The organism is Nonomuraea basaltis, from assembly GCF_005893125.1.
Lineage (GTDB): Bacteria > Actinomycetota > Actinomycetes > Streptosporangiales > Streptosporangiaceae > Nonomuraea > Nonomuraea basaltis.
The window spans coordinates 24,100-49,189 of the sequence record NZ_VCJS01000090.1 but is presented as its reverse complement, the minus strand read 5'-3'; the positions used below and the strand labels follow the sequence as shown (position 1 = coordinate 49,189).

Genomic DNA, 25,090 nt, shown 5'->3' with positions numbered 1-25,090 from the left:
GGCTCTGACGACCAGCTCGTGGCGGGTGCGGCGGCGGCGCGGGCGGGAGGCGGCCGGTTTGAGCACCAGTTCGAGCGCCTGCTTGCCCATGCCGACCATGGGCAGCCTGATCGTGGTGAGCGCGGGGTAGACGTCGCGCGCCACCGGCACATCGTCGAACCCGGCCACCGAGATCTCGCCGGGCACCCTGCGGCCGTGGTTCAGCAGCCATGACAGCGCGCCGACCGCCATGGGATCGTTCAGCGCGACCACCGCCGTCAGGCCGGGGTGCGCGCGCATCAGCCGCGCGGTCGCCGCCGCGCCGCCCTCCCTGGTGAAGTCCCCGTGGACGACCGGGACGGCGCGCCAGTCGAGCCCGGCCGCGCCGAACGCCGTCCGCAGCCCCGAGAGCCGGTCCTCGACCGTGGTCAGGTTGGCCGGGCCGCCCAGCACGCCCAGTCGGCGGTGGCCCAGGTCGAGCAGGTGCCGCATGAGCGTGGCGCCTCCGCCCGCGTTGTCCGGCAGCACCGCGTCCACCGGCAGGTGGTGCCGGCCGATCACGGCCACCCGGCCACCCGCCGCGCTGTACGAGCGGACCTCGGCCGCGATGTCGATCTCGGTCGCCGCCTCGATGTAGCCGGAGCCCGCCAGCACGATGCGGGTCACCCGGTGGGCGCGCAGCGCGCGGATCCTGGCCAGCTCGGCGCCGGGGTCGCGCTCGGTCTGGCTGATCAGTGCCAGGTAGCCGAGGCTCTCGGTCTCGCGCAGCACGCCCCTGGCGATCTCGCCGAAGTAGGGGTCGCCGACGTCGTGCACGATCAGCCCGACCATGGACGCCTGCCCGCCGGCCAGCGCCCGCGCGTGGCTGTTGGGCACGTAGCCGACCTGGGACGCCACCGCCTGCACATGCGCCGCCACCTGCGGACTGACCCCGGTGCTGCCGGTGATGGCGCGCGAGGCGGTGGCCAGCGAGACCCCCGCGGCCTTGGCCACGTCGACGAGGCGGGGCGGGCGTCCTGGCATGCGAACCCCCTTGTCCGGGGCTGAATCCCGTGTAATCGTAACCGAAAGCGCTTCCGAAAGCGCTTACGTGGCACCTCTCCAGACGGGGGTTCCCTCGATGGCACGAGTTCTCAAGAGCCTGGCGATCATCTCGATATGCACGTTAGGGCTGACCGCCTGCGCGAAGACCGACGAACCCGGCGCCGCCCAGTCGCCGGGCCAGCAGCAGGGGCCGGTGAAGATCGGCATCTCGCTCCCGCTCACCGGCGACTTCTCCGAGCCCGGCAAGGGCATCCAGGAGGGCTACCAGGTCTGGGCCGACCGGGTGAACGCCAAGGGCGGCCTGCTGGGCAGGAAGGTCGAGCTGATCTTCCGTGACGACGCCTCCGACCCCAACCGGGTCAGCTCCGACTACGAGTCGCTGATCACTCAGGACAAGGTCAACCTGGTGTTCGGGCCGTTCTCCTCGCGGCTCGTGATCCCGGCGGCGAAGGTCGCCGAGTCGTACAACATGCTGTTCGTGGAGCCGGCCGGAGCCGCCAAGGAGGTCTTCGAGCAGGGTTTCAAGCGGCTGTTCTACGCGGCACCGGCGATCGCCGGTGACCACTACAACTATCTGGCCGAATACATCACCAAGCTGCCGGACGACGAGAAGCCCAAGACGGCGGCGTACGCGAGCCTGGACGACCCGTTCGCGCAGGGCACCGCGTACGGGCTGCGCGACAAGCTGGCCGCGGCCGGCATCAAGACGGTGGTGGACGAGGTGTACCCGCCGGAGACCACCGACTTCTCGCCCATCGCCGCCAAGATCGCCGCCGCGAAGCCGGACATCGTGGTGGGCGGCACCCAGTTCGAGGACTCGGTGGGCCTGGTGCGGGCGCTGCAGGAGCTGAAGGTGCAGCCCAAGCTGGCGGCGTTCTCGACGGGGCCGACGCTGGCGGAGTTCCCCACAGCGGTGAAGGGGGCGGTCGAGCACATCGTCTCGCCGGTCGGCTGGTCGGCCACCGCCACGTTCACGGACAACCAGGAGATGGTCAAGCGGTACAAGGAGATGTTCAAGAGCGAGGCCAACGAGGACGCCGCCAACGGCTACACCGTCGGCCAGATCGTCGAGGCGGCCGTGAACGCCGTCAAGTGCGTCGATCCCACGAAGGAGTGCCAGGACAAGCTCGCCGACCACATCAGGCAGGGCACGTTCGACACGATCGTGGGGCCGCTGTCCTTCGACGACCAGGGAAGGCCCGAGCAGGCGCACATGATCCAGCAGTACGTCGACGGCAAGATCGAGATCGTGCTCCCCGAGGAGGCCAAGACCGCCGACATCGTCTACCCGAAGAAGGAATGGTGAGCCTGCTCCTGCAGGGACTGGCCCTGGGCGTGCTGACCGGCGGGCTGTACGCGCTGCTCGCCTCGGGCCTGTCGCTGTACTTCGGCGTGATGCGGGTGGTCATGGTGGCGCATCCGGCGTTCCTGTTCCTGGCCGCCTACCTGACCTACACCGTGCACACCGTGTTCGGCGTCGATCCGTTCCTTGCGCTGCCGCTGACCGTGCCGCTGTTCTTCGCCCTCGGCGTGGCGGTGCAGCGGCTGCTCATCGCGCGGCTGGCGCCGGAGAACATGGCGATGATGTCGGTGCTGCTGACGTTCGGCATCGCGCTGACGATCGAGGGGCTGCTCGGCACGTTCTACACCGGCTCGTACAAGTCGGTCAGCATGGAGTACGCCACCCGGTCCCTGACCATCGGCGGCGTGCACCTCCCGTACGACAAGATCATCGCATTCTGGGTCGCGGCGATCACTCTCGTCGTGCTGTTCGCGGTGCTGATCAAGAGCAGGTTCGGCCAGTCGCTGCGGGCCACCATCCAGCACCGGGAGGCGGCCAGGCTCGTCGGCATCCAGACCGAGCGCGTCGCCGGCTACGGCTTCGGCGTCGGCCTGGCCACCGCGGCCGTGGGCGGCACGGTGCTGGCGCTCATCACGCCGTTCTTCCCCGCCTCGCACTGGGTGTGGATCGGCAAGCTCATGGCCATCATCGTGGTCGGGGGTTTGGGCAGCGTGGTCGGCGCGGCGCTGGCGGCGGTCCTGCTGGGCGTGGTCGAGGGGCTCGTGCTGGTCACCGTGGACGCGACCTGGGCCACGATGATGTTCTACGTCTTCCTCTTCCTGACCCTGCTCGCGCGCCCCCAGGGGTTCTTCGGAGGCCGGCTTGCACATCGCTTCTAGAGGGATCCCGCTGCTGGTCGCCGCGCTGGCGGTCGCCTATCCGTTCCTGGTGCCCAACTACTACCTCGTGTACGCGGGCGCGCTGACCGTCATGTACGCCGCCATGTCCACCTCCTGGAACCTCCTGGGCGGCTTCACCGGCTACGTCTCGCTCGGCCACTCGGCGTTCTTCGGCCTCGGCGCGTACGGCACCGGGCTCCTCGTCGTGCGGGCCGGGGTGCCGTGGGTCGTGGCGCTGCTCGTGTCGGCGCTGCTGGTCACGGTGTTCGCCGTGGTCGTCGGCATCGCGGCGGTCCGGGTGCGCGGCGCGTCGTTCGTGATCGTGTCGATCGCGCTCGTGTCCATGATGAACCTCGTCGTCCAGGGCTGGCGCTCGCTCACCGGCGGCTCCACCGGCCTGCAGGTGCCCTCGCCCTTCCCCGACCTGCACCGCGGCCAGACCCACATGGTGTTCTTCTACCTGTTCCTGGCGCTGCTCGGCCTCGCGCTGGCCTCCTGGTGGTACATCTCCCGATCCCGCTTCGGCGCGGGCCTGCGGGCCATCAGGGAGGACGAGGACAAGGCCGAGTCGCTGGGCGTGCCGACGGCGGCGTACAAGGTGACGGCGTTCGCCGTGTCCGCCCTGTTCGTGGCGCTGGCCGGCGGGCTCTACGCGATGTGGTTCGGCAGCCTCGACCCGATCTTCGTCTTCTCCATCCTGATCAGCTCCTACATGGTGCTGATGAGCCTGCTCGGCGGCGTGCGGCACCTGTTCGGGCCGCTGCTCGGCGCGCTCATCGTGGCCCCGGCGGGAGAGTACTTCCTGATCGCGCTGGGCGAGACGCAGATCCACCTGACCGCGACGGGCCTGGTGCTGGTGCTGGTCGTGCTCTTCATGCCGGACGGCATCCTCTCCAGGTTCACCAGGCGGCGGGCCGGGCCGTCCATCCCGGACGAGACGGCCGAGCAACGGCTCCAGGGGGTGGCCCAATGAGTGACCCGGCGACCTCGCTGCGTACCGAGGGGCTGACCAAGTCGTTCGGCGGCGTGCTGGCCGTCGATCGCGCCACCGTCGAGCTGCGGGAAGGGAAGATCAACGGCCTGATCGGGCCGAACGGCTCGGGCAAGACCACGTTCTTCAACCTGATCACCGGCATGATCAAACCTGACGCGGGCCGGGTGCTCTACCGCGACCGCGACATCACCCGCCATTCGCCGCACCGCATCGCGCACGCCGGCATCGGCCGCACCTTCCAGCTCTGCCGGATCTTCCCGCGCCTGACCGTGATGGAGAACATGCTGGTCGCCGTCCGCCGCACCCGGCTGCGCGAGCTGCTGGCCGGGCTGCGCGACAAAGGTGAGGTCGAGCGGGCCCGGCACTGGCTGCGCCGGATGGGCATCGAGCATCTGGAGGAGGCCGAGGCCCGCGACCTGTCTTACGGCCAGCAGAAGCTCCTGGAGCTGGCAGCGGCCCTCATGGCCGAGCCGGAGCTGGTGCTGCTGGACGAGCCGGCGGGCGGCGTCAACCCGGCGCTGATCGACCGGATCGTCTCGCTCGTCCGCGACCTCAACGCCGAGGGGCGCACGTTCCTCGTCGTCGAGCACAACATGGACATGGTGATGGGCATGTGCGACCACGTCGTCGTCTTCGACCGGGGCGCGCCCATCGCCGAGGGCCCGCCCGCTGTGGTGAGGGAGGACCCGCGGGTGCTGGAGGCGTATCTCGGTGTCTGAGTTCTCGATGGCTGATGGCTCGGTGCCTGATGGCTCGGTGCCTGATGGCTCGGTGGCTGATGGCGCGGTGTCTGAGGTCGTGCTGTCCATGGAAGACGTCGAGGCCGGGTACGGCAGGGCCGCGCCGGTGCTGCGCGGCCTGACCGTCACCGTCCGCGCCGGCGAGGTCGTCTGCCTCGTCGGCCCGAACGGCGCCGGCAAGTCCACCGCGCTCAAGGTCGCCAGCGGCCTGCTCGCGCCCAGGTCGGGGCGCGTGCTCCTGGCCGGGCAGGATGTGACGGGGCTGTCGCCGCAGCGGCTGCTCGGCCGCGGCCTCGCCCACGTGCTGCAGGGCCACAGCGTGTTCCGCGAGATGACGGTGGCCGAGAACGTGCGGCTCGGCGGGTTCACCGTCCGCGACCAGGCCACGCTGAACGCCCGGATCGCGGTCGTCAAGAAGCTGTTCCCGGTGGTGGCCGAGCGGTGGGGGAGCATGGCCGGGCTGCTGTCGGGCGGGCAGCAGAAGCAGGTCGAGTTCGCCCGCGCGCTCATGCTGGAGCCCAAGGTGGTGCTGCTCGACGAGCCGTCCATGGGGCTCGATCCGCGCAACACGCAGACCGTGTTCGACCAGATCGACCTCATGCGCCGGACCGGCGTCGCGGTGCTGCTGGTGGAGCAGAACGCGCGCCGGGCCCTGGAGATGGCCGACGTCGGCTGCGTGCTCGACCTCGGCCGCGTGCACATCTCCGGACCCGCGCGCGAGCTGGCCGCCGACCCGAGGCTCGGCCGGCTCTACCTCGGGGGTGCCCCCGCTAGCTGATGGGAACCGCCTGGACCCGCTTCCTGAACACCCAGTACGTCCACCCCTGGTACACCAGCACGAACGGCAACGTGATCAGCCCGATCCAGCTCAGCATCGTCAGCGTGTACGAGCCGGAGGCGGCCTCGGCCAGCGTCAGCCCGGGCAGCGGCTGCTGCCGCAGCTCCATGAAGACCGCCAGCGTGGCCAGGACGACCGCGGCGGCCGTGGCCGCGAACGCCCAGCCCTCCCTGCGCCGCCAGATCAGGGCCGCCGCCGCGGCCAGCGCCGCCGTGGCGGCCAGCGCGGGGAGCGTGCCCAGGTTCGACAGCGCGAACACGGCCACCGGGATCGCCACGGCGCTCGTCACCATGGCCGCTGTGCGGGCGCGGCGGCGTACCGGGCCGGTGGTCTTGAGCGCCAGGAAGACGGCGCCGTGCAGGGCGCACAGCGTCAGCGTGAACGCGCCGCCGAGCACGGCCGCGGGAGCGCTGTCGAACAGCAGGTCGGCGAAGACCGCGCCCCACAGGAACGCCGGCAGCCCGCTGCCCACCATGATGCCCAGGTCGCACCAGACCGGGTTGCGCACCTTGCCGCGCCACTCCAGGCCGACGCCGCGCACGATCAGGCCTGCGAGGATGAGCGTGACCGGCAGGTAGAACGTGCTGAACACGCCCGCGTACCAGGCCGGGAACGCGGCGAACATGGCGCCGACCGCGGTGATCAGCCACACCTCGTTGCCGTCCCACACCGGGCCGATGGTCTGCAGGGTCTGCCGCTGCTCGGCGGCGTTCGCGCTGACGACCGGCGCCAGCAGGCCGACGCCGAAGTCGAAGCCCTCCAGCACGAAGTAGCCCGTCCAGAGGAAGGCGATGATGACGAACCAAAGATCGATCATGGTCGGGCCTCTCAGTACATCAGGGACGGCTCGCGCCGCTCCGCCGCGGGGACGGGCTCGGGCTCCTCGACGCCCTGGCGCACGTGCCTGGTCAGCAGCACGGCCTCGGCCACCGCGAGCCCGCCGTACAGCAGCGTGAAGATCGTCAGCGAGATGGCCACCTCGGCCACTGTCACGCCGGGCGACACGCTGGAGGCGGTCAGCAGCTCACCGGCGACCGTCCAGGGCTGGCGGCCGATCTCGCTCAGCAGCCAGCCGGCGATCATCGCGGCCAGCGGCAGCGGCAGGGCGAGCACAAAGGCCCGCGACAGCCACCTCGGGAACCCGCGCTTGCGGCGGGTCAGCCACAGGGCGAGGACCGACAGGCCCACCGTGGCCATCCCGAAGCCGAACATCACCCGGAACGACCAGAAGACGATGGTCTGGTCCGGCCGGTAGTCGCCGGGGCCGAACTCCTGCTCGAAGCGGCGCTGCAGGTCCTCGGTGCCCTGGACGGTGGCGTCGGGGTCGTTGGTGGCCAGGAAGCTGAGGACGTTCGGGATCTCGATGCCGGGGACCAGGCTGAACCCGGCGCCCGCGGTGTCGTGCTCCAGGCCCTCGGCGGAGGCCAGCTTCATGGGCTGCTGCTCGTACAGCAGCTTGCCCGACATGTCGCCGGTGCCCGCGACGACCGCCCCCGCGATGGCCGTCATCACCAGCGCCGCCCGCGCCGCGCTCCGCCACATCTCCGCGCGCGTCCTGAGCAGCCAGTAGCCGCTCACGGCCAGCACGAAGCCGCCCGCCACGATGAACGCCGCCCCGATCACGTGCGGCACCTGGGCCAGCGCCGTCGAGTTGGTCAGCACCGCCCACAGGTCCGTCATCCTGGCCTTGCCGTCCACGACCTCGTAGCCGACCGGGTGCTTCATCCAGGCGTTCGCCGCCAGGATGAAGTACGCCGACAGGTTGGACCCGATGGCCGCCGCCCAGATGCACGCCAGGTGCGCCTTCTTCGGCAGCTTGTCCCAACCGAAGATCCACAGCCCCAGGAACGTGGACTCCATGAAGAAGGCCAGCAGCGCCTCCATCGCCAGCGGCGCCCCGAAGACGTCGCCGACGAACGTGGAGTACTCACTCCAGTTCATGCCGAACTGGAACTCCTGCACGATGCCGGTCACCACGCCCATGGCGAAGTTGATCAGGAACAGCTTCCCGAAGAACTTCGTGAGCTTCAGGTAGTGCTCTTTCCCCGTGCGATGCCAGGCCGTCTGCAGGCCGGCCACGAAGATCCCCAGACCGATGGTCAGGGGCACGAACAGAAAGTGGTACACGGTGGTTACCCCGAACTGCCACCGCGCCAGGTCAAGTGCGTCCATCTTCCCCGCCGACTCCTGAGCTCTACAGGCTGTAGTACATCTACTTGAAGTAGTACTACAAGACGTAGAGCAATGGGATGCGACCTTGGTCACATCGTTCTGTGCTGGTTGCCGCGTTCCGAGGATGCCCGGCAAGCGTGGGCCGGGACGTCACCCGCCGGGTTGATTCACCCGTCCGCCGCAGGGCGGACCACAGCACAAGGGTTATCCCTAGGTGCGTCCCTAGGTCGTCGTCCAGGGGCGGCGGCATAGCATCGGAGACCGGTTTCGGGCTGACCGGAGTTTTCCAGGAAAGGCGGCGGCATGCCAGGACTGCGATTCCGCGTGGGCGGTCTGGACTACGACGACAAGCTGGAACTCGAAGAGCAGACCGACCTGGTGGCGTTCGAAGAGGCACCGATGCGGGAAGGCGCGTCGGGCGAGGCGGTCACGCTGATCGCCGTCGTCGGAGGCATCGCGTTGAAGGGCCTGATCGCTTTCCTGGTCATGCGCAGCTCCAAAGACCGGTTCAAGAAACGGATCGAGGTCGAATATCCCGACGGCCGGCGCGTCGTCTACACCGTGGAATTTGAGATGGTCAAGGATCGGCCGGTCGAGGAACAGGTCATGGATGCGCTCAGTGAACTGTCCGGCGTTCCCGTGCCAGAGCTCACGGCGTAGTTCGATGGAATCCAGTCACCTGCGCAGCTTCACGCATCCGGTGACCAACTTCAGCGAGCTGGCAGCGAGCGACGCGCGCTCGCAGCTCGCCGGGCTCATCTCGGGGAAGATGCCCGCGTACACCTGGCCCGCCTTCATTCACGAGTACACCCACCACTGGTGCTTCAACACGCCCGTCGGCCAGGCCATGACGTACCTGTACCTGCGGCCGGCCCTCCGCATCATGGATGGCGGGGCGGACCGGTACAGCATCGGCCTCGATTTCCTTGCCTACGACATGATGCGTGGTCTGCTCTTCCCTCTCGTGGAAGGCACGGGCCAGCTCGCCGAATTCGACGTGACGCCGAACATTGACGGCGATCTCTATTACCCGCCCATGCACGAAACGCTGCTGCTGTATGCCCGCAACCTGCTGTCCGGACCTGAGTTCACGAACGCCGACGCCGAGACTCTCGACTTCGCGTTGCTGGCGTTCCTGCTGCGGGAGCGGACCTCCGCGCATGTCATCAAACGCAAGGCGAGTCTGCTCGCCGAGCCCTTGCGGCGATCCAACGAGCCTTATCTGGGCGGTTATCTCTTCATCAAGAACGTCTGGGTGACGCTGGCCCTGCGCGACTCGCGGCTGTGGAACGCCGAGGTGTTCCTCGCGTTCATCCGTCAATACGTGTTCTGCGACATGACGTTGGTCGCTCGGCTGCTGGAGCCGGACGACGGTCGCCGAGACCGATACCAGGCCGTCTCCAACCAGTTCAATCATGTGTGGTCGCGGCTTGTGAACGGCCTTGAGCAGGAGGTGCTCGCCGAGCTCGTGGACCATGTCTTGAATGGCCGCCACAGCAAGTGGTCCGGCGACCTGTACGTCGACTGGCAGTCGTACGACGGCCAGCGGGAGAGGCTCGGCGCCATGCCCGTCACCTCTGACGATCAGGAACTCTGGCGGCGCGGCATCGACTGCCTGGTGGGTGAGGCGGCCGCCTTCGACGAGCGGGCGGACGCCGGCGACCTGGCGGAGGTGCACCGCGCACTCATGTGGATGGTGGCGCAACGGGACTCCTTCTGCCTCATCCACGAGCCTGTCCAGATCACAGTCACCGCCAAGCGGCGCCTGATCGCGCTGCTCCGCGGCGCGCCCATCTACTCCGCCCCCGCCGTGGACGACATTGATCTGCTCCCAGGCACCTACGACGGCACGGTGAACGGCTACCTGCTTCCGGCGCTCTCCGCCTCCTTCGTCGCCCTCGGCATCGATGGGCGGATCTGCTCGATCAGCGCCTCCCGGCAGCTACCGGAGCCCATGCGCAGTCAGGTGCTCGGCTACCGCATGAACGGCTCCCAAGTGCTGGACGCACTCGAAGAGCTGCGCCGGATGGCGCGCGACCATGTGAAAGAGGACGGTGTCATCGACACGCTCGCGACCTGCATTTCGGAGAACGTCGCGGAGTGGCGACGAGGAATCGCGGCCGAAGCGGCGACACCGCACCTCTCCGGTGAGCAGCGGTCCGCGGCGCTGGCGATCCTTGACAAGGCAGGCTTCTACGGAGTCGTGGGGACGAGGGCGCGGCTCCGGGGGCTGGCGACGATCACCCTGCTCTCGTCCGTACCGATCTCCCGCGAGGCCGCCGCGAACCGGTTCGCGGCCGCGCGTGCCTTCCACGGCTGCGAGGACACGTATGAGGAACTCGTCGACTTCGTCCGCAAGCGCGGACGGGAGATCCTCGACGACCCGCTGCTCTTCGACGCGGGTGGCGGCCTCTTCAGCACAGTGTGACCGGAGGTGAGGGATGAACGATTTCGCCGCGCGCATCGACGGGCTGCGCGCCAGGCTCGCCGACACGTCCGATGTGCGGGAGAACAACGCCCTCATCGAGGAACTCGGACGCGTCAACAGGGAGAAGGTCCTTCGCCGCCAGGGCCCTCCGGCAGGTGACACGTGGGTGCCGGTGCCGTACGCCACCCTTCGCATCCCGCTGTCGGCGGTTCCCGCAGACGGAATCAAGGACCTGGTGAAGTCGTTCTTCCGGGTCGTGTCGGCCGGGTTGTACTCCGACGACGCGGCCGCCTCGGCACCTGACCAGTTCGTCTCGCTGCTCAGGCTCGCCGTGGAGGACGACGCCCTCCGACTGATGTTCGTGTGCCCCTACGAGGCCGCCCTGCATCATCTCAAAGGCGTCGGCGCACCGCCGGCTCTCGACGGCTTTGACATCCACCACCAGTACACCCTGGCGGAGGATTTGCTCCTGCCGGTCGTCTTCTCCCTTGACAGGAAGGCACGTCGCCTGCTGCTCACGAACCACAATCACTTCGCCGATCCCGACCAGTTCCTGTCACCCTGGCGATGCCGCACCACGTCGGGCCTCCTGAACTTCATCGGCGCCACCACCGTGGCGGTCGAGGCGCGGGGCATGAAGGGCATCCTGGTGTCCCAGCTTGAGCAGCTGATGAACGAGGGCCTCGACGAGTGGTTCCGATGGTTCTACTGCTTCATGGAGAACGGCCTGCTCTTCGGGCCCGAGCGGCTGACGGTGAAGAGGGAGAACCCGGAGGAGTACGCCTACGAATATTCGGGCGGGGACTCCTGACGCCGGTCCCTGGCGAGATTTGGAGCGGAACTGGAGGAGCAGGCCGTCCGCATGGCAGGTGTTGCCCTTATCCGCCTGCTCTCGGCTGCCTAGAGTGGCGGCATGAAAGTGGCGGGCAGTGCCGTGATCGGCGTTCAGAGAGATCGAGTGTGGGCGGCGCTCCAGGACCCGGCGGTGCTGGTGCGGACGATCCCGGGGTGTGAGCGCCTGGAGGAGACCGGGCCGGACACGTACAAGATGACAGTCAACGCGGGGGTCGCCTCCATCAAGGGCGTCTACCAGGGGGAGGTCGCGCTGACGGACCCGCTGGCGCCCGAGTGCTTCACTCTCAAGGCGCGCGGCCAGGGGGCGCCGGGGACGGTGGACGCCACCGTCCAGGTACGGCTGAGCGAGGCGGACGGCGGGACCCGGGTCGACTACGAGGCCGATGCGGTGATCGGCGGGACGATCGGCGGGGTCGGGCAGCGCATGCTCGGCTCGGTGGCCAAGCGGACGGCGAAGGAGTTCTTCGCGGCCGTCGAAGAGCACCTGTGCGCCCCGCCCGCCGCCCTCGCTCCCGTGACCGCCGTTCCCGAGCCGGTCGGCGCCCCGGGCATGGCCGCCCCGGCGGGTGCCGTTTCGGGCGCGTCCGCTCCGGTGGCCGCCGCTCCGGGCGTGCTGGCGGCCGAGGCAGGTGCGGGTGGCGCCGTCTACGAGCGGCCCGCCAAGCGGCACACCGAGACGCGGCCGTGGGTGATGCTGGCGTCGTTCGGCATGGGGGCGGGCATCGCGCTCACGGGCGTCGCGGTGGGCTGGCTCCTCGGCCGCACCTCTGGCCCCCGCGGCTCCTGACCCATCCCCTACGCGCGCCCGCTCGCGAGGGGGTGGGCGCGGTGCGGCTGCCTCCCCTGGCGACGACCGGAGAGAAGGCCAAGGCGATCCTCGGTGAGGAGTACGGGCTTCGCGCTTTGCGGCGACTTTCCGTGTGCGATCGGTACGCTGAACATGCCGCCCATCGCTGATGGGAGTGGAAGTGAGCCCGGGTGGACTGCCGGACGACAGGAGCCCGGGCTTTGCGCTGTCCGGGGGGCGGCGGCTCCCGCCGCCACCGGTCCTGACCCGCCTGCGCGTACGCCCCGCCGCCGGGGCGTACGCCGGCTGGGCTCTCGCGGAAAAGGATCTCCGGGCGTAGCGTGGCTGTATGCGGCAGGCACACGCGGAAGACGCACGGACCGAAGCCAGGCGGATCGTACGCAACCTGCTCGGCGAGGAACGTCCGACCGCCGAGATGTTGATCGGTGACGTGCGCCCCGTGCTCGGGGACGAGCGGACCGACCGGTCACTCGAACTCGCCCTCGGCGCCTCGCTCACCAGGCGGTCGGCCGAGCTGGCAGCCCTTGCCGCGCTGCTGGTCGGCACCCGCGAGCTGGGCGTGGACTGGTGGACGCGGCCCAGGGGCGGCAAGCTGCCGCCGCCCGACGAGGTGGTGCGCACGGCCGTCGCGATCGAGCCGTGGACCGACCTGACCGCGCTGGAGATGCTGGCCGCCTGGATCTCCGACGACGCCGCCGACCAGCTCTGGGGCGCGGCCGCCGCCCAGGTCGACCTCAACTCCTGGCAGGCCGAGGACCGCTTCGACCTGCCGCCGGGCGTCAAGCCGGGGCAGCGGCTCGTGGTGCACTTCGACGCCGGCGGGCGGCTCGACGCGGTCGTCACCCGGCGGGCCGACGAGGATCTCGGATCCAATCTCGACTTCCACTCCCTGCGCTACTCGCGGCCCGCCGAGGCGCAGTGGAGCTGGGGGGTGGCAGCCGGGCTCGGCCCGCACCGGCTGCCGGGGGAGAGCCCCGACCCCTACGCACGCGAGGTGCCCGCCGCCGCCGTGGGCATCCTGCGTGCCTGGGCGATCCGCCACGGCGCCTCCCTCGAGCAGCTCGGCGAGCGCTGGGCGACGGTCGGCGACGTGGTGGCCGCCATCGAGCGGGTGGACTGGATGTGGCGCAGCGGCGAGTGGTTCGGCTGGTGGCGGGGTGCGTCGGCGCTGGTCGACGACTCGGTCTACCTGCCGTACCGGCTGGAGGAACTCGCCGCCGGCTGAACTCCCACGGGGGAATCGCAGCCGCCGGCGGCGGGTTGTCTGTGTGCGTGAAGGTTGAGATTTTCTCCGACGTCGTGTGCCCCTGGTGCTATATCGGGCACGTCAGGTTCGCCAGGGCCGCCGAGCGGTTCCGGGCCAAGGGCGGCACCCTCGAGGTGACGATGCGGCCGTACCAGCTGAACCCCGATGCCCCGGTGGCAGGTGAGCCGCTGATCCCGCAGCTGGAGCGGAAGTTCGGGGCGAACGCCCGCCAGATGGTCGACCGGGTGCTCTCCGTGGCCGCCGCCGAGGGCCTGGAGCTGGACTACGACAGGGCCGTGAGCGCCAGCACGCTGGAGGCGCACCGGCTGATCGAGGTAGCGGCCCGCCAGGGGCTCGGCGAGGAGATGGCCGAGCGGCTGTTCCGGGCCCACTTCGGCGAAGGGCAGAACGTGGCAGACCCGGACGTCCTGGCCAAGCTGGCGGCCGAGACCGGCGTACGGGACTCGGGAGAGGGCGCCGAGGAGGTGCGCGAGCAGCTCGCCAGGGCGCGGACGCTCGGGGTCACCGGGGTGCCGCTGTTCCTGTTCGAGGGGCAGTACGCGGTGTCCGGCGCGCAGCCCGAGGAGTCGTTCACGGCGGCGATCGACGAGGTGGCCGAGCGCACCGGGCAGACGCCGATCATCCAGCTCGCCGCGCCGGCGGACGGGTGCGACGACGATGGCTACTGCGCCGTGTGAGCGGCGATCGCGCGCGGTGCGAGAATCGTGGTGTGTCGAGACGTCGTCGCCTTGGTTACCTCCTCAAGCAGGCCAACCTGCGCCTGGCCGAGCTGACGGGCCCGGCGCTGGAGCCGTACGGCATCGAAGGGCGCGAGTTCGCGGTGCTGTCCGTGCTCGGCACGCCGGAGCCGCTCTCGCAACTGGAGGCGGCCCAGCGGCTGGGCATCGACCGGACGACGATGGTCGGGCTGCTGGACGGGCTGGAGCGCAAGAAGCTGGTGGGGCGCCGGCCGCATCCGGACGACCGGCGCAAGAACATGGTCGAGCTGACCGAGCACGGCCGCGAGACCCTGGACGGGGCCACACGCGCCGTGGACGGCGCCGAGGAGGCGTTCCTGGCCGGGCTGCCGGGAGACGACGCGCGTCTCATCCGCGACCTGCTGGACCGCCTGGTGTGAGCACGTCAGACCGGCTGGTGGACCGCCGTCGCCCGTCACGCCGTCCGCTGGGCCGCGCCCTCGCCGAGCCCGCCCGAGCGGTGGTGGCGCCGGCAGAGCACCTGGTAGCGCACGGGCGAGGCGTCCGTGTCGCCGATCACCACCTGCTCGCCGGTCCGCGCCATCACCCCGCCCACGACCCTGGCGTTCAGCTGCCCGGGCCGCCCGCACCAGCACAGCACCTCGACCTGCAGCCGGCACACCTCGTCGGCCAGCTCGAACAGCCGCTGCGCCGCCGGGAACATCACCGACCTGAAGTCGGAGGCCAGCCCGAACGCGTACACGTCCACGCCGTGCTCGTCCACCAGGTCCGCGAGCTGCTCGATCTGCTCGACGGTGTAGAAGCACGCCTCGTCGCAGATCAGGTAGTCGATCCGGTCGTGCGCGCTCACCAGCCGTACGAGATCGAGGGAGTCCTCCACCTCGATCGCCTCCAGCCCGAGCCCTATCCGGCTGGTCACCTTGGGGCCGCCCGAGCGGTCGTGCTTGGTCAGCACCAGGCCCCGCCTGCCCTGACGTCCGTGGTTGTAGTTCATCTGGAGGGCCAGGGTGGACTTCCCGCAGTCCATCGGGCCGAAGTAGAACTTCAGTACGGCATCCCGGGCACCGGACGGTACGGCAGACAGGGCAGACAATTCACTCACGGGCCGCCAGCGTAGCGGCTTGGCGCTATCCATGACCTCGTGGGACATTTCTCCCCTGGAGTTCAGGAGGAATTGTGGTCACCGAAAAACCCCCATCGCTTGACGCGATGATGACGCAGGACGACCTCACGGCGGCCCAGGCCGACGCCACCCGGTGGCGTTACGGCTTCCTCGTGGTCGTGGCGGGCATCGTCGCGGTCCTGGTCGCCTTCGGCGCCGCCGTGTTCGCCACCCGGGAGTTCGCCGCGCTGTTCTCCGGCGTGGCGGGGGTGGTCGGCACGATCATCGGTGCCTACTTCGGCGTGCAGGCGGGACAGTCGGGCAAGGCCAGAGTGGAGGCCGAGCTCGCCAAGTCCCAGGAGATGGTGGTCAGGCTTGCCGCGTACGTCGGGACACAGAACGCGCCCCGAGTCATCGACGAAGTGCTCGGCCGACGCCGAAGCTGAGGAGCCATGCGAAGCGTCCGTATCGGAGTGGACACCGGAGGCACGTTCACCGACGTCGTAGCGGTGGATGAGCAGACCGGTGAGATCCTCACCACGAAGACCCCCTCGACCCCCGCGAACCCGGCGGACGGGTTCATCGCGGGCATCGACAAGCTGGGCGAGCTCGATGTCGGCTCGATTGTGCACGGCACCACAGTGGCCACGAACCAGCTGCTCGAGGACCGGATCGCGAACCTCGGGTTCATCACGACCGAGGGCTTCGAGTTCATCCTGGAGATCGCCAGGCAGAGCGTGCCCGACGGCTACGGCAATTCCTACTTCTGGGTCAAGCCGCCCAGGATCGTTCCCGTGAACCTGGTGAAGACCGTCGGCGGGCGGCTGGACCACCTGGGCAACGAGGTGCGGCCGTTCTCGGACGAGCAGGCGGTCGAGGCGGCCCGCTGGTTCCGGTCCAAGGGGATCACCGCGATCGGCGTGTGCTTCCTGCATTCCTACGCCAACCCCGAGCACGAGCGCCGCATGCGCGAGGTGCTGTGGCGTGAGCACCCGGAGGCGGTGATCTCGCTGTCGAGCGACGTGCTGCGCGAATACCGCGAGTACGAGCGCTCGGTCACCACCCTCGTCGACGCCGCCGTCAAGCCGGCCATGCGCGGCTACATCGCGAGCCTGTCCAACCGCCTGGGCAGGCCGTTCTCCGTGATGAAGTCCAACGGCGGCATCCTGTCGGCCCGCGAGGTCGTCAACCAGCCGATCACCACCGTCCTGTCCGGGCCCGCGGCGGGCGCGCTCGGCGCGGGGCTCATCGCCTCCACGGCCGGGCACAAGTCGGTGATCACGCTGGACGGCGGCGGCACCTCGACCGACGTGGCCGTGGTGATCGAGGGCGAGCCGTCCATCACCACCGAGGGCGCCGTCGGCCGCTACCCGTGCAAGATCCCGATGATCGACATCATCACCGTCGGCGCGGGCGGCGGCTCGGTCGCCTGGATCTCACCCGAGGGCACGCTCAAGGTCGGGCCCAGGTCCGCCGGCGCCGACCCCGGCCCGATCTGCTACGGCAAGGGCGGGACGGAGGTGACGGTCACCGACGCGCACGTGTTCCTCGGCCGGATCCCGCCGCACCTGCTCGGTGGCGAGATCCCGCTGGACGCCGAGGCCGCCCGCGCCGGCGTCGAGGCGCTGGCCGACAAGCTCGGACTCAGCCCCGAGCGCACCGCCACCGGCATCCTGGAGATCAGCGCGTTCAACCAGAGCAACGCGATCCGGCAGCTCACCGTCAAGCGCGGGCTGGACGTGCGGGACTTCCCGCTGGTGACGTTCGGCGGGTCCGGGCCGCTGCTGGCCTGCCGGCTGATCGACATCCTGGGCCTGCCCGCCGTCGTCATCCCGCGCGACCCCGGGAACGTTTCAGCGTTCGGGCTGCTCACGGTCGACGTCAAGAACGACTACGTCCGCACGTACGTCACTCGCGACCTCTCCCTCGGCAAGGCCGCCGAGATCTTCCACGACCTGGAGCATCAGGCGGGGGAGGCGCTGGACCGCGAGGGCTTCGACGATCCGGTGTACGTCCGCAGCGCCGACCTGCGCTACTACGGCCAGGGCTACGAGGTGCGCGTCGCCGCCCCGGCCGGCGAGATCGACGCCGATTGGCAGGCCGACGTGGTCGAGCGCTTCCACGAGGCTCACGAGAAGCTGTACGGGTACGCGTACCGGGACGACCCCCGCCACGGCATCGAATGGGTGAACCTGCGCGTCTCCGGCATCGGCCCCATCACCCGCCCTGCCCTCCGCCCCCTGGACAAGCCCGGCAACGGCGCCACGTCCGTCAGGCCCGTCCACTTCGAGGAGACCCGCGACACCCCGATCCACCAGCGGGCCGCGCTCGGCCCCGGCGCCACGGTGAAGGGACCGGCGGTGATCGAGGAGTACGGCTCGACGATCCCCATCCACCCCGGCTTCACCGCCACCGTGGACTCGTACGGAAACGTGGAGGTCAAGGCGACCGATGGGCGCGGAGCGAATGAGGAATCGGTGAGCGACCGATGAGCACGACTGATCCCATCCTCATCGAGATCGTGGAGGGCACCCTGGCCTCGGTCGAGAAGGAGGTCGAGACCGCGATCGCGCGCACGGCGCGCTCGCCGATGATCCGCGACGCGCACGACTTCCGCGCCGGCATCCACGACGCGCGCCTGCGCAAGCTGACCGGCCGCTCCTACAGCGCGCTCGTCCAGCCGATCGTGCGCGACTTCCCGATCGAGACGATGAAGCCGGGCGACGTCTACTTCCACAACGACGTCTACCTCTCCGAGGGCGGCATCGGCCACCTGCCGGACCTGTGCGTGACCGTGCCCGTGTTCCACGAGGACGAGGTCGTGGCGTTCGTGCAGGCGTTCGGCCACCACGACGACATCGGCGGCGCCGTGCCCGGCTCCATGCCCTCGCACGCGCGGTCGGTGTTCGAGGAGGGCCTGATGGTCCCGCCGATCAAGCTGTGGGACCAGGGCGTGCCGAACGAGGCCGCACTGCGCATCATGACCCGCAACTCGCGCATGCCCGACTCGCTGGCCGGGGACCTGGACGCCGAGTGCTCGGCCTGCCTGATGGGCGCGCGGCGGCTGGGGGAGCTGTTCGAGCGCTATGGCAGGCAGGCCGTCGAGGAGTGCTTCGACGCGATCATCGGCAAGACGACCGAGACGTTCCGGCGGGAGCTGCTGTCGAAGATCCCCGAGGGGACGTACGTGTGGGAGGACTACGCCGAGCACGACGGCGTGGACGAGCCCCGCCTGCACGCCCAGCGCATCACGCTCACCGTCGACCACGCCGCCGAAGCACCGCTGACGATCGACTTCACCGGCACGTCACCGCAGGCCAAGGGCCCGATCAACCACGCGGGCGACTACGCCGAGGGCGTGTTCCTGAAGAAGTGGCTGGCCCCGGTGCTGCGCAACCTGGCCGACACGCCGGAGCGGATGGCGGAGCTGGACGTCAACGAGGGTGTCGTGCCGCTCATCAAGATGATCTTTCCGGAGAAGGGCACCCTGCTCACGCCGATCTTCCCCGCTCCCACCAACGCCCGCACGTTCGTCATCCTGCGCCTGCTCGGCGTGCTCGCCGGCGTCCTGGCCAAGGCCACGGGCGGGCGCATGCCGGCCGACCAGGAGACCATCCGCTACACGGGCGTGTACGGCACGGACGCGGACGGGGTGCCGTACCTGATGCGGGAGGTCCTGGGCGGCGGCTCCGGCGGGCGCTGGTACGCCGACGGCGAGGACACCATCCACGTGGTGCCCGACTCGCGCAACATCCCGGTGGAGTTCGCCGAGAGCCGCTGGCCGTTCCGGGTGGAGCGGCTGGCGCTGGCCTGCGACTCGGGCGGGCCGGGGATGTTCCGTGGAGGGCTCGGCTACGACAAGCACATCAGGATGCTCAGGGACGCCTCGTACATGTCCATCGCCGACCGCTCGATCCTGTCCTGCTGGGGCGTCAACGGCGGCCTGGCGGGGCGGCCGTTCCGGGTGGAGATCGGCGGCAAGGAGATGGAGGGCCTGGTGGACGATCACCCTGTCCAGGCCGGCGAGGTCATCCGCATCCGCACCACCGGGGGCGGCGGCTGGGGCTCGCCGTACGACCGGGACCCCCGGGCGGTGGCGGCCGACGTGCGGGACGGCAAGGTGTCGATCGCGGGCGCACTGGGCGACTACGGGGTGGTCTTGGACGGAGACCGCATCGACGAGGAGGGGACGGCCGAGCTCCGCGCCAACCTGCGGCCCCCGGGCGGCCGGTTCTTCGACCGGGGGCCGGGCTACGCGAAGCTCTCCGGCGGCCGGACGCACGCGGAGGTGGACGAGCTGTAGGGCTGCCATGATGGTCGCCATTTCCGTTGAGAAGGGGAGACGATCGTGCGTGTTGCTCTCGCCGGGCTCGCCACCACCCATCCGTACACCGACGCCCGCACCCTGACCCGCCACGCCGAGCTGGTGGTGTGGGAGCGGGATCCCGAGCGGTTGCGGCGCTTCACCGAGGAGCACCCGGGGGCGAAGGTGGCGGGCAGCCTCGGCGAGGCGCTGGCCGCCGGGCCCGACGGCGTGGTGCTCACCGTGCCCAATCCGCAGGTGCCCGAGGCGCTGGCGCGCGTTCTGGAGACCGGTCTCCCTTGTTTCGTGAACAAGCCGGCCGCCGCCACCCGGGCCCAGCTCGACGCCCTCGACCGGCTGGCGATCCATGAGCGGGTGCTGTCGAGCTCGGTGCTGCGGTTCGCGCCCGCCTTCGCCGGGGTCCGGGTCGATCCCGGAGAGGTGCTGGCCGTGCGCGCCACCGTACGGCACGACGTGGGGATGTGGGCGACCGGCTACAACGCCTGGCAGGACACGCCCGGCGAGGGCGGCGGCACCATGGTGACCATGGGGATCCACGGCGTGGAGCTGCTGGTCGCCCTGCTCGGGCCCGACGTGCGGCTCGTGGGCGCCGCCGGGGCCAAGCGGCACTACCAGGGCCTGCGCTCGGAGGACACCGGCGTGATGGCGCTGCGCTGGGGGAGCGGGATCACGGGGACGGTCGAGATCCTCGGCGTCTCCGAGGGCGAGTCCTACGGCGTGACCCTGCACAGGCGTGACGGCTCCGACACGATCGTGATCGAGAGCGGCGACGATCCGGTCACCGGGCTCGGGTACGAAGGGACCATCGACGCGTTCCTCTCCATGGTGCGCGGCGCGCCCAGCCCGGTGCCGTGGGCGCAGACCCGGGCCGTCCTCGAAGTGCTGGTCTCCGCCCGCGAGAGCGCCTGACGGGGGCGTACCCGTTGACAGCCGAAGTGCGCGCCAGTTACGGTCTGGACCGTAACTGGCTGACGGAGGAGAGACCCGCGTGCGGACGACAGCGGAACTCGAGGAGCGGCTGGCGCGGCCGAGCGCCGGGCTCGTGGACGATCTGAGCAGGCTCGACGGCGACATCCTGATCCTGGGCGCCGGCGGCAAGCTGGGGCCGAGCCTGGTGCGGCTGGCGCTCAACGCCACCAGGGCCGCCGGGCACGACCGGCGGGTCATCGCCGTGTCCCGTTTCTCCGAGCCGGGGCTCGCCCAGGCGCTCACCGAGGAGGGCGCCACGGTGGTGTCCGCCGACGTGGCCGGCGAAGAGGCGCCGCGCGACCTGCCCGACGCGCCGAACGTCGTCTTCCTGGTCGGCGCCAAGTTCGGCACGCAGGGGCGCGAGCACGCCACCTGGTTCACCAACGCTTACCTGCCCGGGCGGGTCGCCGACCGGTTCAGGGACAGCAGGATCGCCGCACTGTCCACCGGGAACGTCTATCCGCTCGTCCCCGTCACCAGCGGCGGCAGCACCGAGGACTCGCCGGTGGGGCCCGTGGGCGACTACGCGATGAGCTGCCTGGGCCGCGAGCGCGTGCTGACGCACTTCTCCGAGACGTACGGCACGCCGATGTCGCTGATCCGCCTCAACTACGCGGTCGAGCTGCGCTACGGCGTGCTCGTCGACCTGGCGCAGAAGGTCCTGGCGGGCGAGCCCATCGACCTGGCGACGGGGCAGGTGAACGTGGTCTGGCAGGGATACGCCAACGAGGTCACGCTCCGGTCGCTGGCGCTGGCGGGCACGCCGCCGTACGTCCTGAACGTGACGGGTCCCGAGCTGATCTCGGTACGGCAGGCCGCGCTGGCCCTCGGCGCGGCGCTCGGCAAGGAGCCGGTGTTCACCGGAGAGGAGGCGCCGACCGCGCTGCTGTCCAACGCGGGGCGCTGCCACCGGCTGTTCGGCTACCCGGAGCTCACCCCCGCCGAGCTCATCGAGCACACCGCGCGGTGGGTGGCGGACGGCGGGCCGCTGCTCGGCAAGCCGACGAAGTTCGAGCGCCGTGACGGGCGCTTCTGACCCGCGAGGCCGTTTCAGGCGTCTCATGGCCCGTGAGCCGTCTCATGGGCCGCGGGCCATCCAACGAAAGGGGGGCCTCACGTGCTCAGCACGGCTCCAGAGGCGCAGACGTCCGTGCGCGACCTGTTCCGGCGCGGTCTGGTGATCCCGGCGCAGGCCTGGGGCGGCCGGTCAGAGGGTGAGGCGGTAGAGGGTCAGCGGGCGGCCGCTGGAGCCGCTGGTGAGGTTGCCCGTGCGCTCCGCCAGCCCGGCCAGTTCCAGGCGGTGCAGCATGCGGCGGGCCGTGCGCTGCTGGACGGCCAGCCGGTCGGCGATCTCGCGCGTCGTCAGCGGCTCGTCGCCCGCGGCGGCCCGCGCCTCCAGCAGCTTCTCCAGCGTGGGCACCGACAGGCCGACCCGGCGGGCGATCACCGACAGGTTCTGGCGGCCCACCGGCGCGGTCGTCACCGACTCCAGGACGATGTCCGTGTCCGCCCGCAGCGACAGGACCGCGGCGACCTCGCCGATCCGCCGGGCCCTGGCCAGGGCGCGGCGAGCCAGGCTCTCCGCCTCCGCCGCGCTGCGGCCCAGGCCGAACCCGACGCGTACGACGTCGTTCTGGCCGGCCAGCCGCCCCAGCATGGGCAGCCCCGTGAAGCCGCCCGTGGCGTCATGCAGCGGGCCGCGGGTCGTCACCAGCAGGTGGGTGCCGCCGCGGAAGGCCGCCAGCGTGCCGCCCAGCGCCGTGGCCTCACGCAGCAGCCCTTCCTCGTTGGCCACCTCGATGAGCCCGAGCGCGATCTGCGCGTCCTCCTGCGCCTGCCCCTCGGCGGTCAGCAGGAGCTGGCGCAACGCCACCCGTACGGAGTGGACGGAGGGCGCCAGGCGCAGCACGTGCAGCTCGTCGCGGAGCGCCTCGTGCACGGAGCTCAGGCAGGTGATCACCGCGTGCGCGGGCCCCTTCCTGTGGAAGGCGATCGCCTTCTTGGAGGTCATCTCCGGCCGGTACGGGAGCGTGCGCAGCTCGCCGGTCGGCAGCCCGGCCTCGGCGAACGTGGCGTTGACGTCGGCGGCCGACAACGTGTCGATCGACAGCCGGGTGACGTCGTGGCCTTGGTGCTGGAGGCGTACCAGGGCGTTGAGCAGCGTCGCGCCCGAGTAGTCGACGAACGCGGCCGGACGGGTGAGCGCCTCGGCGTCGCGGGCGATCATGTACGGCACGATGCCGGTGAACAGCCACCCTTCGACGGAGGCGGCGTGCGCCTCGGCGATCGAGGGCGCCTGCGACTCATGGTCGTAGTCGAGGCGCAGCGCGCTGACACCCGGCTGCTCCTCGCAGACGGCCGCGACGTCGTCGACCAGATCGTGCGGTCCGACGATCCCGATGACGATTCCCACCCGCGCATCCCTCTCGCTCATTTCGGTCAAGACCGCAATTATATCCTGTGAGGTGCCCCGTGAAGTTCCCCTCCATGGCAGAAGCGGACGGCCGCACCCTCGGCGACGAGGAGGTGGCCGCCGCCGAGCGGGTGATCCGCTCGGGCATGCTCAACTCCGTCTGGGGCACCGAGGCGCGGGCGCTGGAGCGCGAGATCGCGCAGGTGTACGGCTCCCGCCACGCGATCACCTGCAGCTCCGGCACCGCGGCCCTCCATCTGTCGGTCGTCGCGGCCGCGCCCGACCCGGGAGACGAGATCATCACGACACCGATCACGGACTTCGGGACCGTGGCCCCCATCTTGGCGCAGAACGCCGTTCCTGTCTTCGCCGACGTGGACGCCTCCGACGGCAATCTCGATCCGGCGGCCGTGGCCGGGCTGATCGGCCCGCGGACGAAGGCGATCATGGCGGTCCACCTGTTCGGCGCGCCCGCCAGGGTCCACGAGCTGCGCGCGCTCGCCGACGAGCACGGCCTGGTGCTGATCGAGGACTGCGCGCAGGCGTGGCTGGCCGAGCTGCCCGGTGGCCGGCTCGCGGGGACGGTGGGCCAGGTGGGGTGCCTGAGCCTGCAGCAGTGGAAGCACATCACCTGCGGCGACGGCGGGGTGGCGATCACCGACGACGACGGGCTGGCCGGGCGGATGCGGCTCTTCTCCGACAAGGGCTGGGACCGCGCGGCCGGGCGGTCGCACGCCGCCTTCGGGCTCAACTACCGCATGACCGAGCTCCAGGCCGCCGTGGCGCGCGCCCAGCTCGCCAAGCTCCCCGGCGTGGTCGCCGCGCGCCGCCGCACCGCCGCGCGGCTGCTCGAAGCCCTGCGTGATCTCCCCGGGGTACGGTTGCCGCGCCCGGAGGGCCACGCCTGGTGGCTCTTTCCGGTCGTGTGCCCGGACGGCGATGCGCCCGAGCTGGCCGCGCACCTGGCGGCGGCCGGGATCCCCGCGCGGGCGGGGTATCTCGCCGAGCCGCTGAACAGGGCGCCGGTGTGGGAGGCGGCCGTCTACGGCGCCTCCCGCTACCCCCTCGACGGCTACGCGCCGAACGCCTGCCCGGAGGCCGAGCGCCTGGTGGACCGTACCCTGCTGATCATCGACTGGAACGAGAACTACACCGGCGATCACGTCGACCTGATCGCCCAGGAAATGATGAAATTTCGGGCTCGATCGTAGTTACATTCAAGCATCAGCTCTTGACCCGCCAAGACCCGCTTGACCAGGTTTCGGTCGCGGCCGGTATCAGTCGAAAGGAAGCCGCCGATGAAGAGAGCAGCGGTAGGCTCTCTCGGGTGGATATTTCGGCACAGAACCTCCGGGATCGGCTCCGGGGCGGGCTGATCGCCGCCGCGGCCACCCCCATGACGGCGACCGGCGAGGTGGACCTCGACGTGGTCGCGCGCTATTTCGCCGGTCTGGTGGCCGACGGCGCCACCGGCCTGGCTGTCCTCGCCCACACGGGGCGCGGCCCGTTCCTCGCGCCGCACACTCGCGCCGCCGTCATCGAGCGTGCCGTCGCCCTGGGCGTGCCGGTCCTGGTCGGCGTGGGCGGCGGTGTGCGACCGCCCGCCACTGCCCCCGTCGAGGTGGCGTCACCCGCCGAGGCCGCGTCACCCGCTGAGGTGGCGGAGCAGGCCCGGGTGGCCGCCGAGCTGGGCGCGGACGGAGTGCTGGTGTTCCCGTCGGAAGGCGACCGGGTGGCGCTGCACGAGGAGGTGTGGCGGGCGGCCCGGCTGCCGATGATCGCCTTCGACCTCTACACGCGCCCGTGCCCGGCGGAGACGATGCGCAAGCTCCTCGAGCACCCCGGCGTGGCCGGGCTCAAGACGGCGCTGCTGTCGGACGCGATGGGCTGCCAGCGCGCCATCCGGCTCACCAAGGAGGCGGGCAGGCTGGCGATCACCGGCGAGGACCGCATGTTCGGCCCGTCCCTGCTGTGGGGCGCCGAGGCGGCCCTGGTCGGGATCGCGGCGGCGAGCGTGGGCGTGACGGCCGCCGTCCTGGAGGCGTTCAGGGGATCCGGCCTGCGCGCGTTCGAGGAGGCGTCCGGGCGGCTCGACAGGCTGGCGCGGGCCACGTTCACCGAGCCCATGGAGGGCTACGTGCGGCGCATGCTGTGGCTGGCCGCGGCCGAGGGCCGTGTCCCGGAGTCGCACGCCCACGACCCCTACGGCCCGCCCCTGCCGGAGGAGGAGCGGGCCGCAGTGGTCGCCGCCGGGGCCATCGGCCGGTGATGCGACGGC

At 70.6% G+C, this 25,090-nt stretch carries 24 protein-coding genes; 19 read left to right on the top strand and 5 right to left on the bottom strand.

Annotated features, from left to right (window positions below):
* A partial coding sequence (locus tag EJK15_RS34910; protein ID WP_138714744.1) for a LacI family DNA-binding transcriptional regulator occupies positions 1-1,002 on the bottom strand: 1,002 nt, incomplete at its 3' end.
* A 97-nt stretch (positions 1,003-1,099) separates the two neighbouring features.
* On the opposite strand from EJK15_RS34910, the gene EJK15_RS34905 reads away from it, so the two are divergent.
* From EJK15_RS34905 to EJK15_RS34885, 5 genes are all read left to right on the top strand, one after another.
* Complete coding sequence (locus tag EJK15_RS34905) at positions 1,100-2,329, top strand: amino acid ABC transporter substrate-binding protein (RefSeq protein ID WP_138714743.1); 1,230 nt, start codon at positions 1,100-1,102, stop codon at positions 2,327-2,329.
* Positions 2,323-3,204: a branched-chain amino acid ABC transporter permease gene (locus tag EJK15_RS34900; RefSeq protein WP_138714742.1), complete on the top strand. Its 882-nt coding sequence runs from the start codon at positions 2,323-2,325 to the stop codon at positions 3,202-3,204. The genes EJK15_RS34905 and EJK15_RS34900 overlap by 7 nt, the downstream gene beginning before the upstream one ends.
* Entirely contained in the window at positions 3,188-4,177 is a 990-nt protein-coding gene (locus EJK15_RS34895) for a branched-chain amino acid ABC transporter permease (RefSeq protein ID WP_206061268.1), read from the top strand. Before EJK15_RS34900 ends, EJK15_RS34895 begins: the two co-directional genes overlap by 17 nt.
* Complete coding sequence (locus tag EJK15_RS34890; RefSeq protein ID WP_138714741.1) at positions 4,174-4,917, top strand: ABC transporter ATP-binding protein; 744 nt, start codon at positions 4,174-4,176, stop codon at positions 4,915-4,917. The genes EJK15_RS34895 and EJK15_RS34890 overlap by 4 nt, the downstream gene beginning before the upstream one ends.
* A 67-nt stretch (positions 4,918-4,984) precedes the next feature.
* The gene (locus EJK15_RS34885; protein WP_206061267.1) at positions 4,985-5,716 is read left to right on the top strand and encodes an ABC transporter ATP-binding protein; all 732 of its coding nucleotides are present in this window, start codon (positions 4,985-4,987) and stop codon (positions 5,714-5,716) included.
* Here the strand turns inward: EJK15_RS34885 and cydB are convergent.
* Together cydB and EJK15_RS34875 are read right to left on the bottom strand one after the other, a co-directional pair.
* Positions 5,709-6,593 carry a cytochrome d ubiquinol oxidase subunit II gene (cydB, locus tag EJK15_RS34880; protein ID WP_138714740.1) on the bottom strand — a complete coding sequence of 295 codons (885 nt, stop codon included), beginning with the start codon at positions 6,591-6,593 and terminating at the stop codon, positions 5,709-5,711. The genes EJK15_RS34885 and cydB overlap by 8 nt on opposite strands.
* A gap of 11 nt (positions 6,594-6,604) precedes the next feature.
* The gene (locus EJK15_RS34875; protein ID WP_138714739.1) at positions 6,605-7,948 is read right to left on the bottom strand and encodes a cytochrome ubiquinol oxidase subunit I; all 1,344 of its coding nucleotides are present in this window, start codon (positions 7,946-7,948) and stop codon (positions 6,605-6,607) included.
* 324 nt (positions 7,949-8,272) lie between these two features.
* Here EJK15_RS34875 and EJK15_RS34870 point away from each other — a divergent pair, with 324 nt between their 5' ends.
* From EJK15_RS34870 to EJK15_RS34840, 7 genes are all read left to right on the top strand, one after another.
* The gene (locus EJK15_RS34870) at positions 8,273-8,608 is read left to right on the top strand and encodes a hypothetical protein (RefSeq protein WP_138714738.1); all 336 of its coding nucleotides are present in this window, start codon (positions 8,273-8,275) and stop codon (positions 8,606-8,608) included.
* A gap of 4 nt (positions 8,609-8,612) precedes the next feature.
* Positions 8,613-10,376, top strand: a complete 1,764-nt coding sequence (locus EJK15_RS34865; RefSeq protein WP_138714737.1) for a hypothetical protein — start codon at positions 8,613-8,615, stop codon at positions 10,374-10,376.
* 13 nt (positions 10,377-10,389) lie between these two features.
* Entirely contained in the window at positions 10,390-11,187 is a 798-nt protein-coding gene (locus EJK15_RS34860; RefSeq protein ID WP_138714736.1) for a hypothetical protein, read from the top strand.
* Positions 11,188-11,289: 102 nt separating this feature from the next.
* Positions 11,290-12,018: an SRPBCC family protein gene (locus tag EJK15_RS34855; protein WP_138714735.1), complete on the top strand. Its 729-nt coding sequence runs from the start codon at positions 11,290-11,292 to the stop codon at positions 12,016-12,018.
* A 349-nt stretch (positions 12,019-12,367) separates the two neighbouring features.
* Positions 12,368-13,264 (top strand): hypothetical protein, encoded by an 897-nt coding sequence (locus EJK15_RS34850; RefSeq protein WP_138714734.1) that lies wholly within the window; start codon positions 12,368-12,370, stop codon positions 13,262-13,264.
* Positions 13,265-13,311: 47 nt separating this feature from the next.
* Positions 13,312-13,983, top strand: a complete 672-nt coding sequence (locus EJK15_RS34845) for a DsbA family oxidoreductase (protein ID WP_138714733.1) — start codon at positions 13,312-13,314, stop codon at positions 13,981-13,983.
* A 32-nt stretch (positions 13,984-14,015) separates the two neighbouring features.
* Positions 14,016-14,423 carry a MarR family winged helix-turn-helix transcriptional regulator gene (locus tag EJK15_RS34840; RefSeq protein WP_138714732.1) on the top strand — a complete coding sequence of 136 codons (408 nt, stop codon included), beginning with the start codon at positions 14,016-14,018 and terminating at the stop codon, positions 14,421-14,423.
* Positions 14,424-14,458: 35 nt separating this feature from the next.
* Here EJK15_RS34840 and EJK15_RS34835 read toward each other — a convergent pair whose 3' ends face one another.
* Positions 14,459-15,106: a thymidine kinase gene (locus EJK15_RS34835; protein ID WP_138714731.1), complete on the bottom strand. Its 648-nt coding sequence runs from the start codon at positions 15,104-15,106 to the stop codon at positions 14,459-14,461.
* A 107-nt stretch (positions 15,107-15,213) separates the two neighbouring features.
* Between EJK15_RS34835 and EJK15_RS34830 the strand changes: the two genes are divergently transcribed.
* The 5 genes from EJK15_RS34830 (at position 15,214) to EJK15_RS34810 (ending at position 21,435) form a co-directional block, all read left to right on the top strand.
* Entirely contained in the window at positions 15,214-15,552 is a 339-nt protein-coding gene (locus tag EJK15_RS34830) for a hypothetical protein (RefSeq protein ID WP_240777404.1), read from the top strand.
* Between the two features lie 6 nt (positions 15,553-15,558).
* Complete coding sequence (locus EJK15_RS34825) at positions 15,559-17,598, top strand: hydantoinase/oxoprolinase family protein (RefSeq protein ID WP_138714729.1); 2,040 nt, start codon at positions 15,559-15,561, stop codon at positions 17,596-17,598.
* A complete protein-coding gene (locus EJK15_RS34820; protein WP_138714728.1) occupies positions 17,595-19,409 on the top strand; it encodes a hydantoinase B/oxoprolinase family protein in 1,815 nt (604 codons plus the stop codon). The genes EJK15_RS34825 and EJK15_RS34820 overlap by 4 nt, the downstream gene beginning before the upstream one ends.
* A 45-nt stretch (positions 19,410-19,454) precedes the next feature.
* Complete coding sequence (locus EJK15_RS34815; protein ID WP_138714727.1) at positions 19,455-20,339, top strand: Gfo/Idh/MocA family protein; 885 nt, start codon at positions 19,455-19,457, stop codon at positions 20,337-20,339.
* Between the two features lie 79 nt (positions 20,340-20,418).
* Positions 20,419-21,435 carry an NAD-dependent epimerase/dehydratase family protein gene (locus EJK15_RS34810; protein WP_138714726.1) on the top strand — a complete coding sequence of 339 codons (1,017 nt, stop codon included), beginning with the start codon at positions 20,419-20,421 and terminating at the stop codon, positions 21,433-21,435.
* 171 nt (positions 21,436-21,606) lie between these two features.
* On the opposite strand, the gene EJK15_RS34805 is transcribed toward EJK15_RS34810, so the two are convergent.
* The gene (locus tag EJK15_RS34805) at positions 21,607-22,833 is read right to left on the bottom strand and encodes a hypothetical protein (protein ID WP_420847117.1); all 1,227 of its coding nucleotides are present in this window, start codon (positions 22,831-22,833) and stop codon (positions 21,607-21,609) included.
* Between the two features lie 38 nt (positions 22,834-22,871).
* Between EJK15_RS34805 and EJK15_RS34800 the strand changes: the two genes are divergently transcribed.
* Both EJK15_RS34800 and EJK15_RS34795 read left to right on the top strand, forming a co-directional pair.
* A complete protein-coding gene (locus tag EJK15_RS34800; RefSeq protein ID WP_138714724.1) occupies positions 22,872-24,023 on the top strand; it encodes a DegT/DnrJ/EryC1/StrS family aminotransferase in 1,152 nt (383 codons plus the stop codon).
* Positions 24,024-24,139: 116 nt separating this feature from the next.
* On the top strand, positions 24,140-25,081 hold the full coding sequence (locus EJK15_RS34795; RefSeq protein ID WP_206061266.1) for a dihydrodipicolinate synthase family protein: 942 nt from the start codon (positions 24,140-24,142) through the stop codon (positions 25,079-25,081).
* Positions 25,082-25,090 lie beyond the last annotated feature (9 nt).

Coding starts and splice junctions, on each gene's coding strand:
- EJK15_RS34905 (WP_138714743.1), top strand. CDS start 1,100: ATGGCACGAGTTCTCAAGAGCCTGGCGATCATCTCGATATGCACGTTA.
- EJK15_RS34900 (WP_138714742.1), top strand. CDS start 2,323: ATGGTGAGCCTGCTCCTGCAGGGACTGGCCCTGGGCGTGCTGACCGGC.
- EJK15_RS34890 (WP_138714741.1), top strand. CDS start 4,174: ATGAGTGACCCGGCGACCTCGCTGCGTACCGAGGGGCTGACCAAGTCG.
- cydB (WP_138714740.1), bottom strand. CDS start 6,593: ATGATCGATCTTTGGTTCGTCATCATCGCCTTCCTCTGGACGGGCTAC.
- EJK15_RS34875 (WP_138714739.1), bottom strand. CDS start 7,948: ATGGACGCACTTGACCTGGCGCGGTGGCAGTTCGGGGTAACCACCGTG.
- EJK15_RS34865 (WP_138714737.1), top strand. CDS start 8,613: ATGGAATCCAGTCACCTGCGCAGCTTCACGCATCCGGTGACCAACTTC.
- EJK15_RS34860 (WP_138714736.1), top strand. CDS start 10,390: ATGAACGATTTCGCCGCGCGCATCGACGGGCTGCGCGCCAGGCTCGCC.
- EJK15_RS34855 (WP_138714735.1), top strand. CDS start 11,290: ATGAAAGTGGCGGGCAGTGCCGTGATCGGCGTTCAGAGAGATCGAGTG.
- EJK15_RS34850 (WP_138714734.1), top strand. CDS start 12,368: ATGCGGCAGGCACACGCGGAAGACGCACGGACCGAAGCCAGGCGGATC.
- EJK15_RS34830 (WP_240777404.1), top strand. CDS start 15,214: ATGATGACGCAGGACGACCTCACGGCGGCCCAGGCCGACGCCACCCGG.
- EJK15_RS34825 (WP_138714729.1), top strand. CDS start 15,559: ATGCGAAGCGTCCGTATCGGAGTGGACACCGGAGGCACGTTCACCGAC.
- EJK15_RS34820 (WP_138714728.1), top strand. CDS start 17,595: ATGAGCACGACTGATCCCATCCTCATCGAGATCGTGGAGGGCACCCTG.
- EJK15_RS34805 (WP_420847117.1), bottom strand. CDS start 22,833: ATGAGCGAGAGGGATGCGCGGGTGGGAATCGTCATCGGGATCGTCGGA.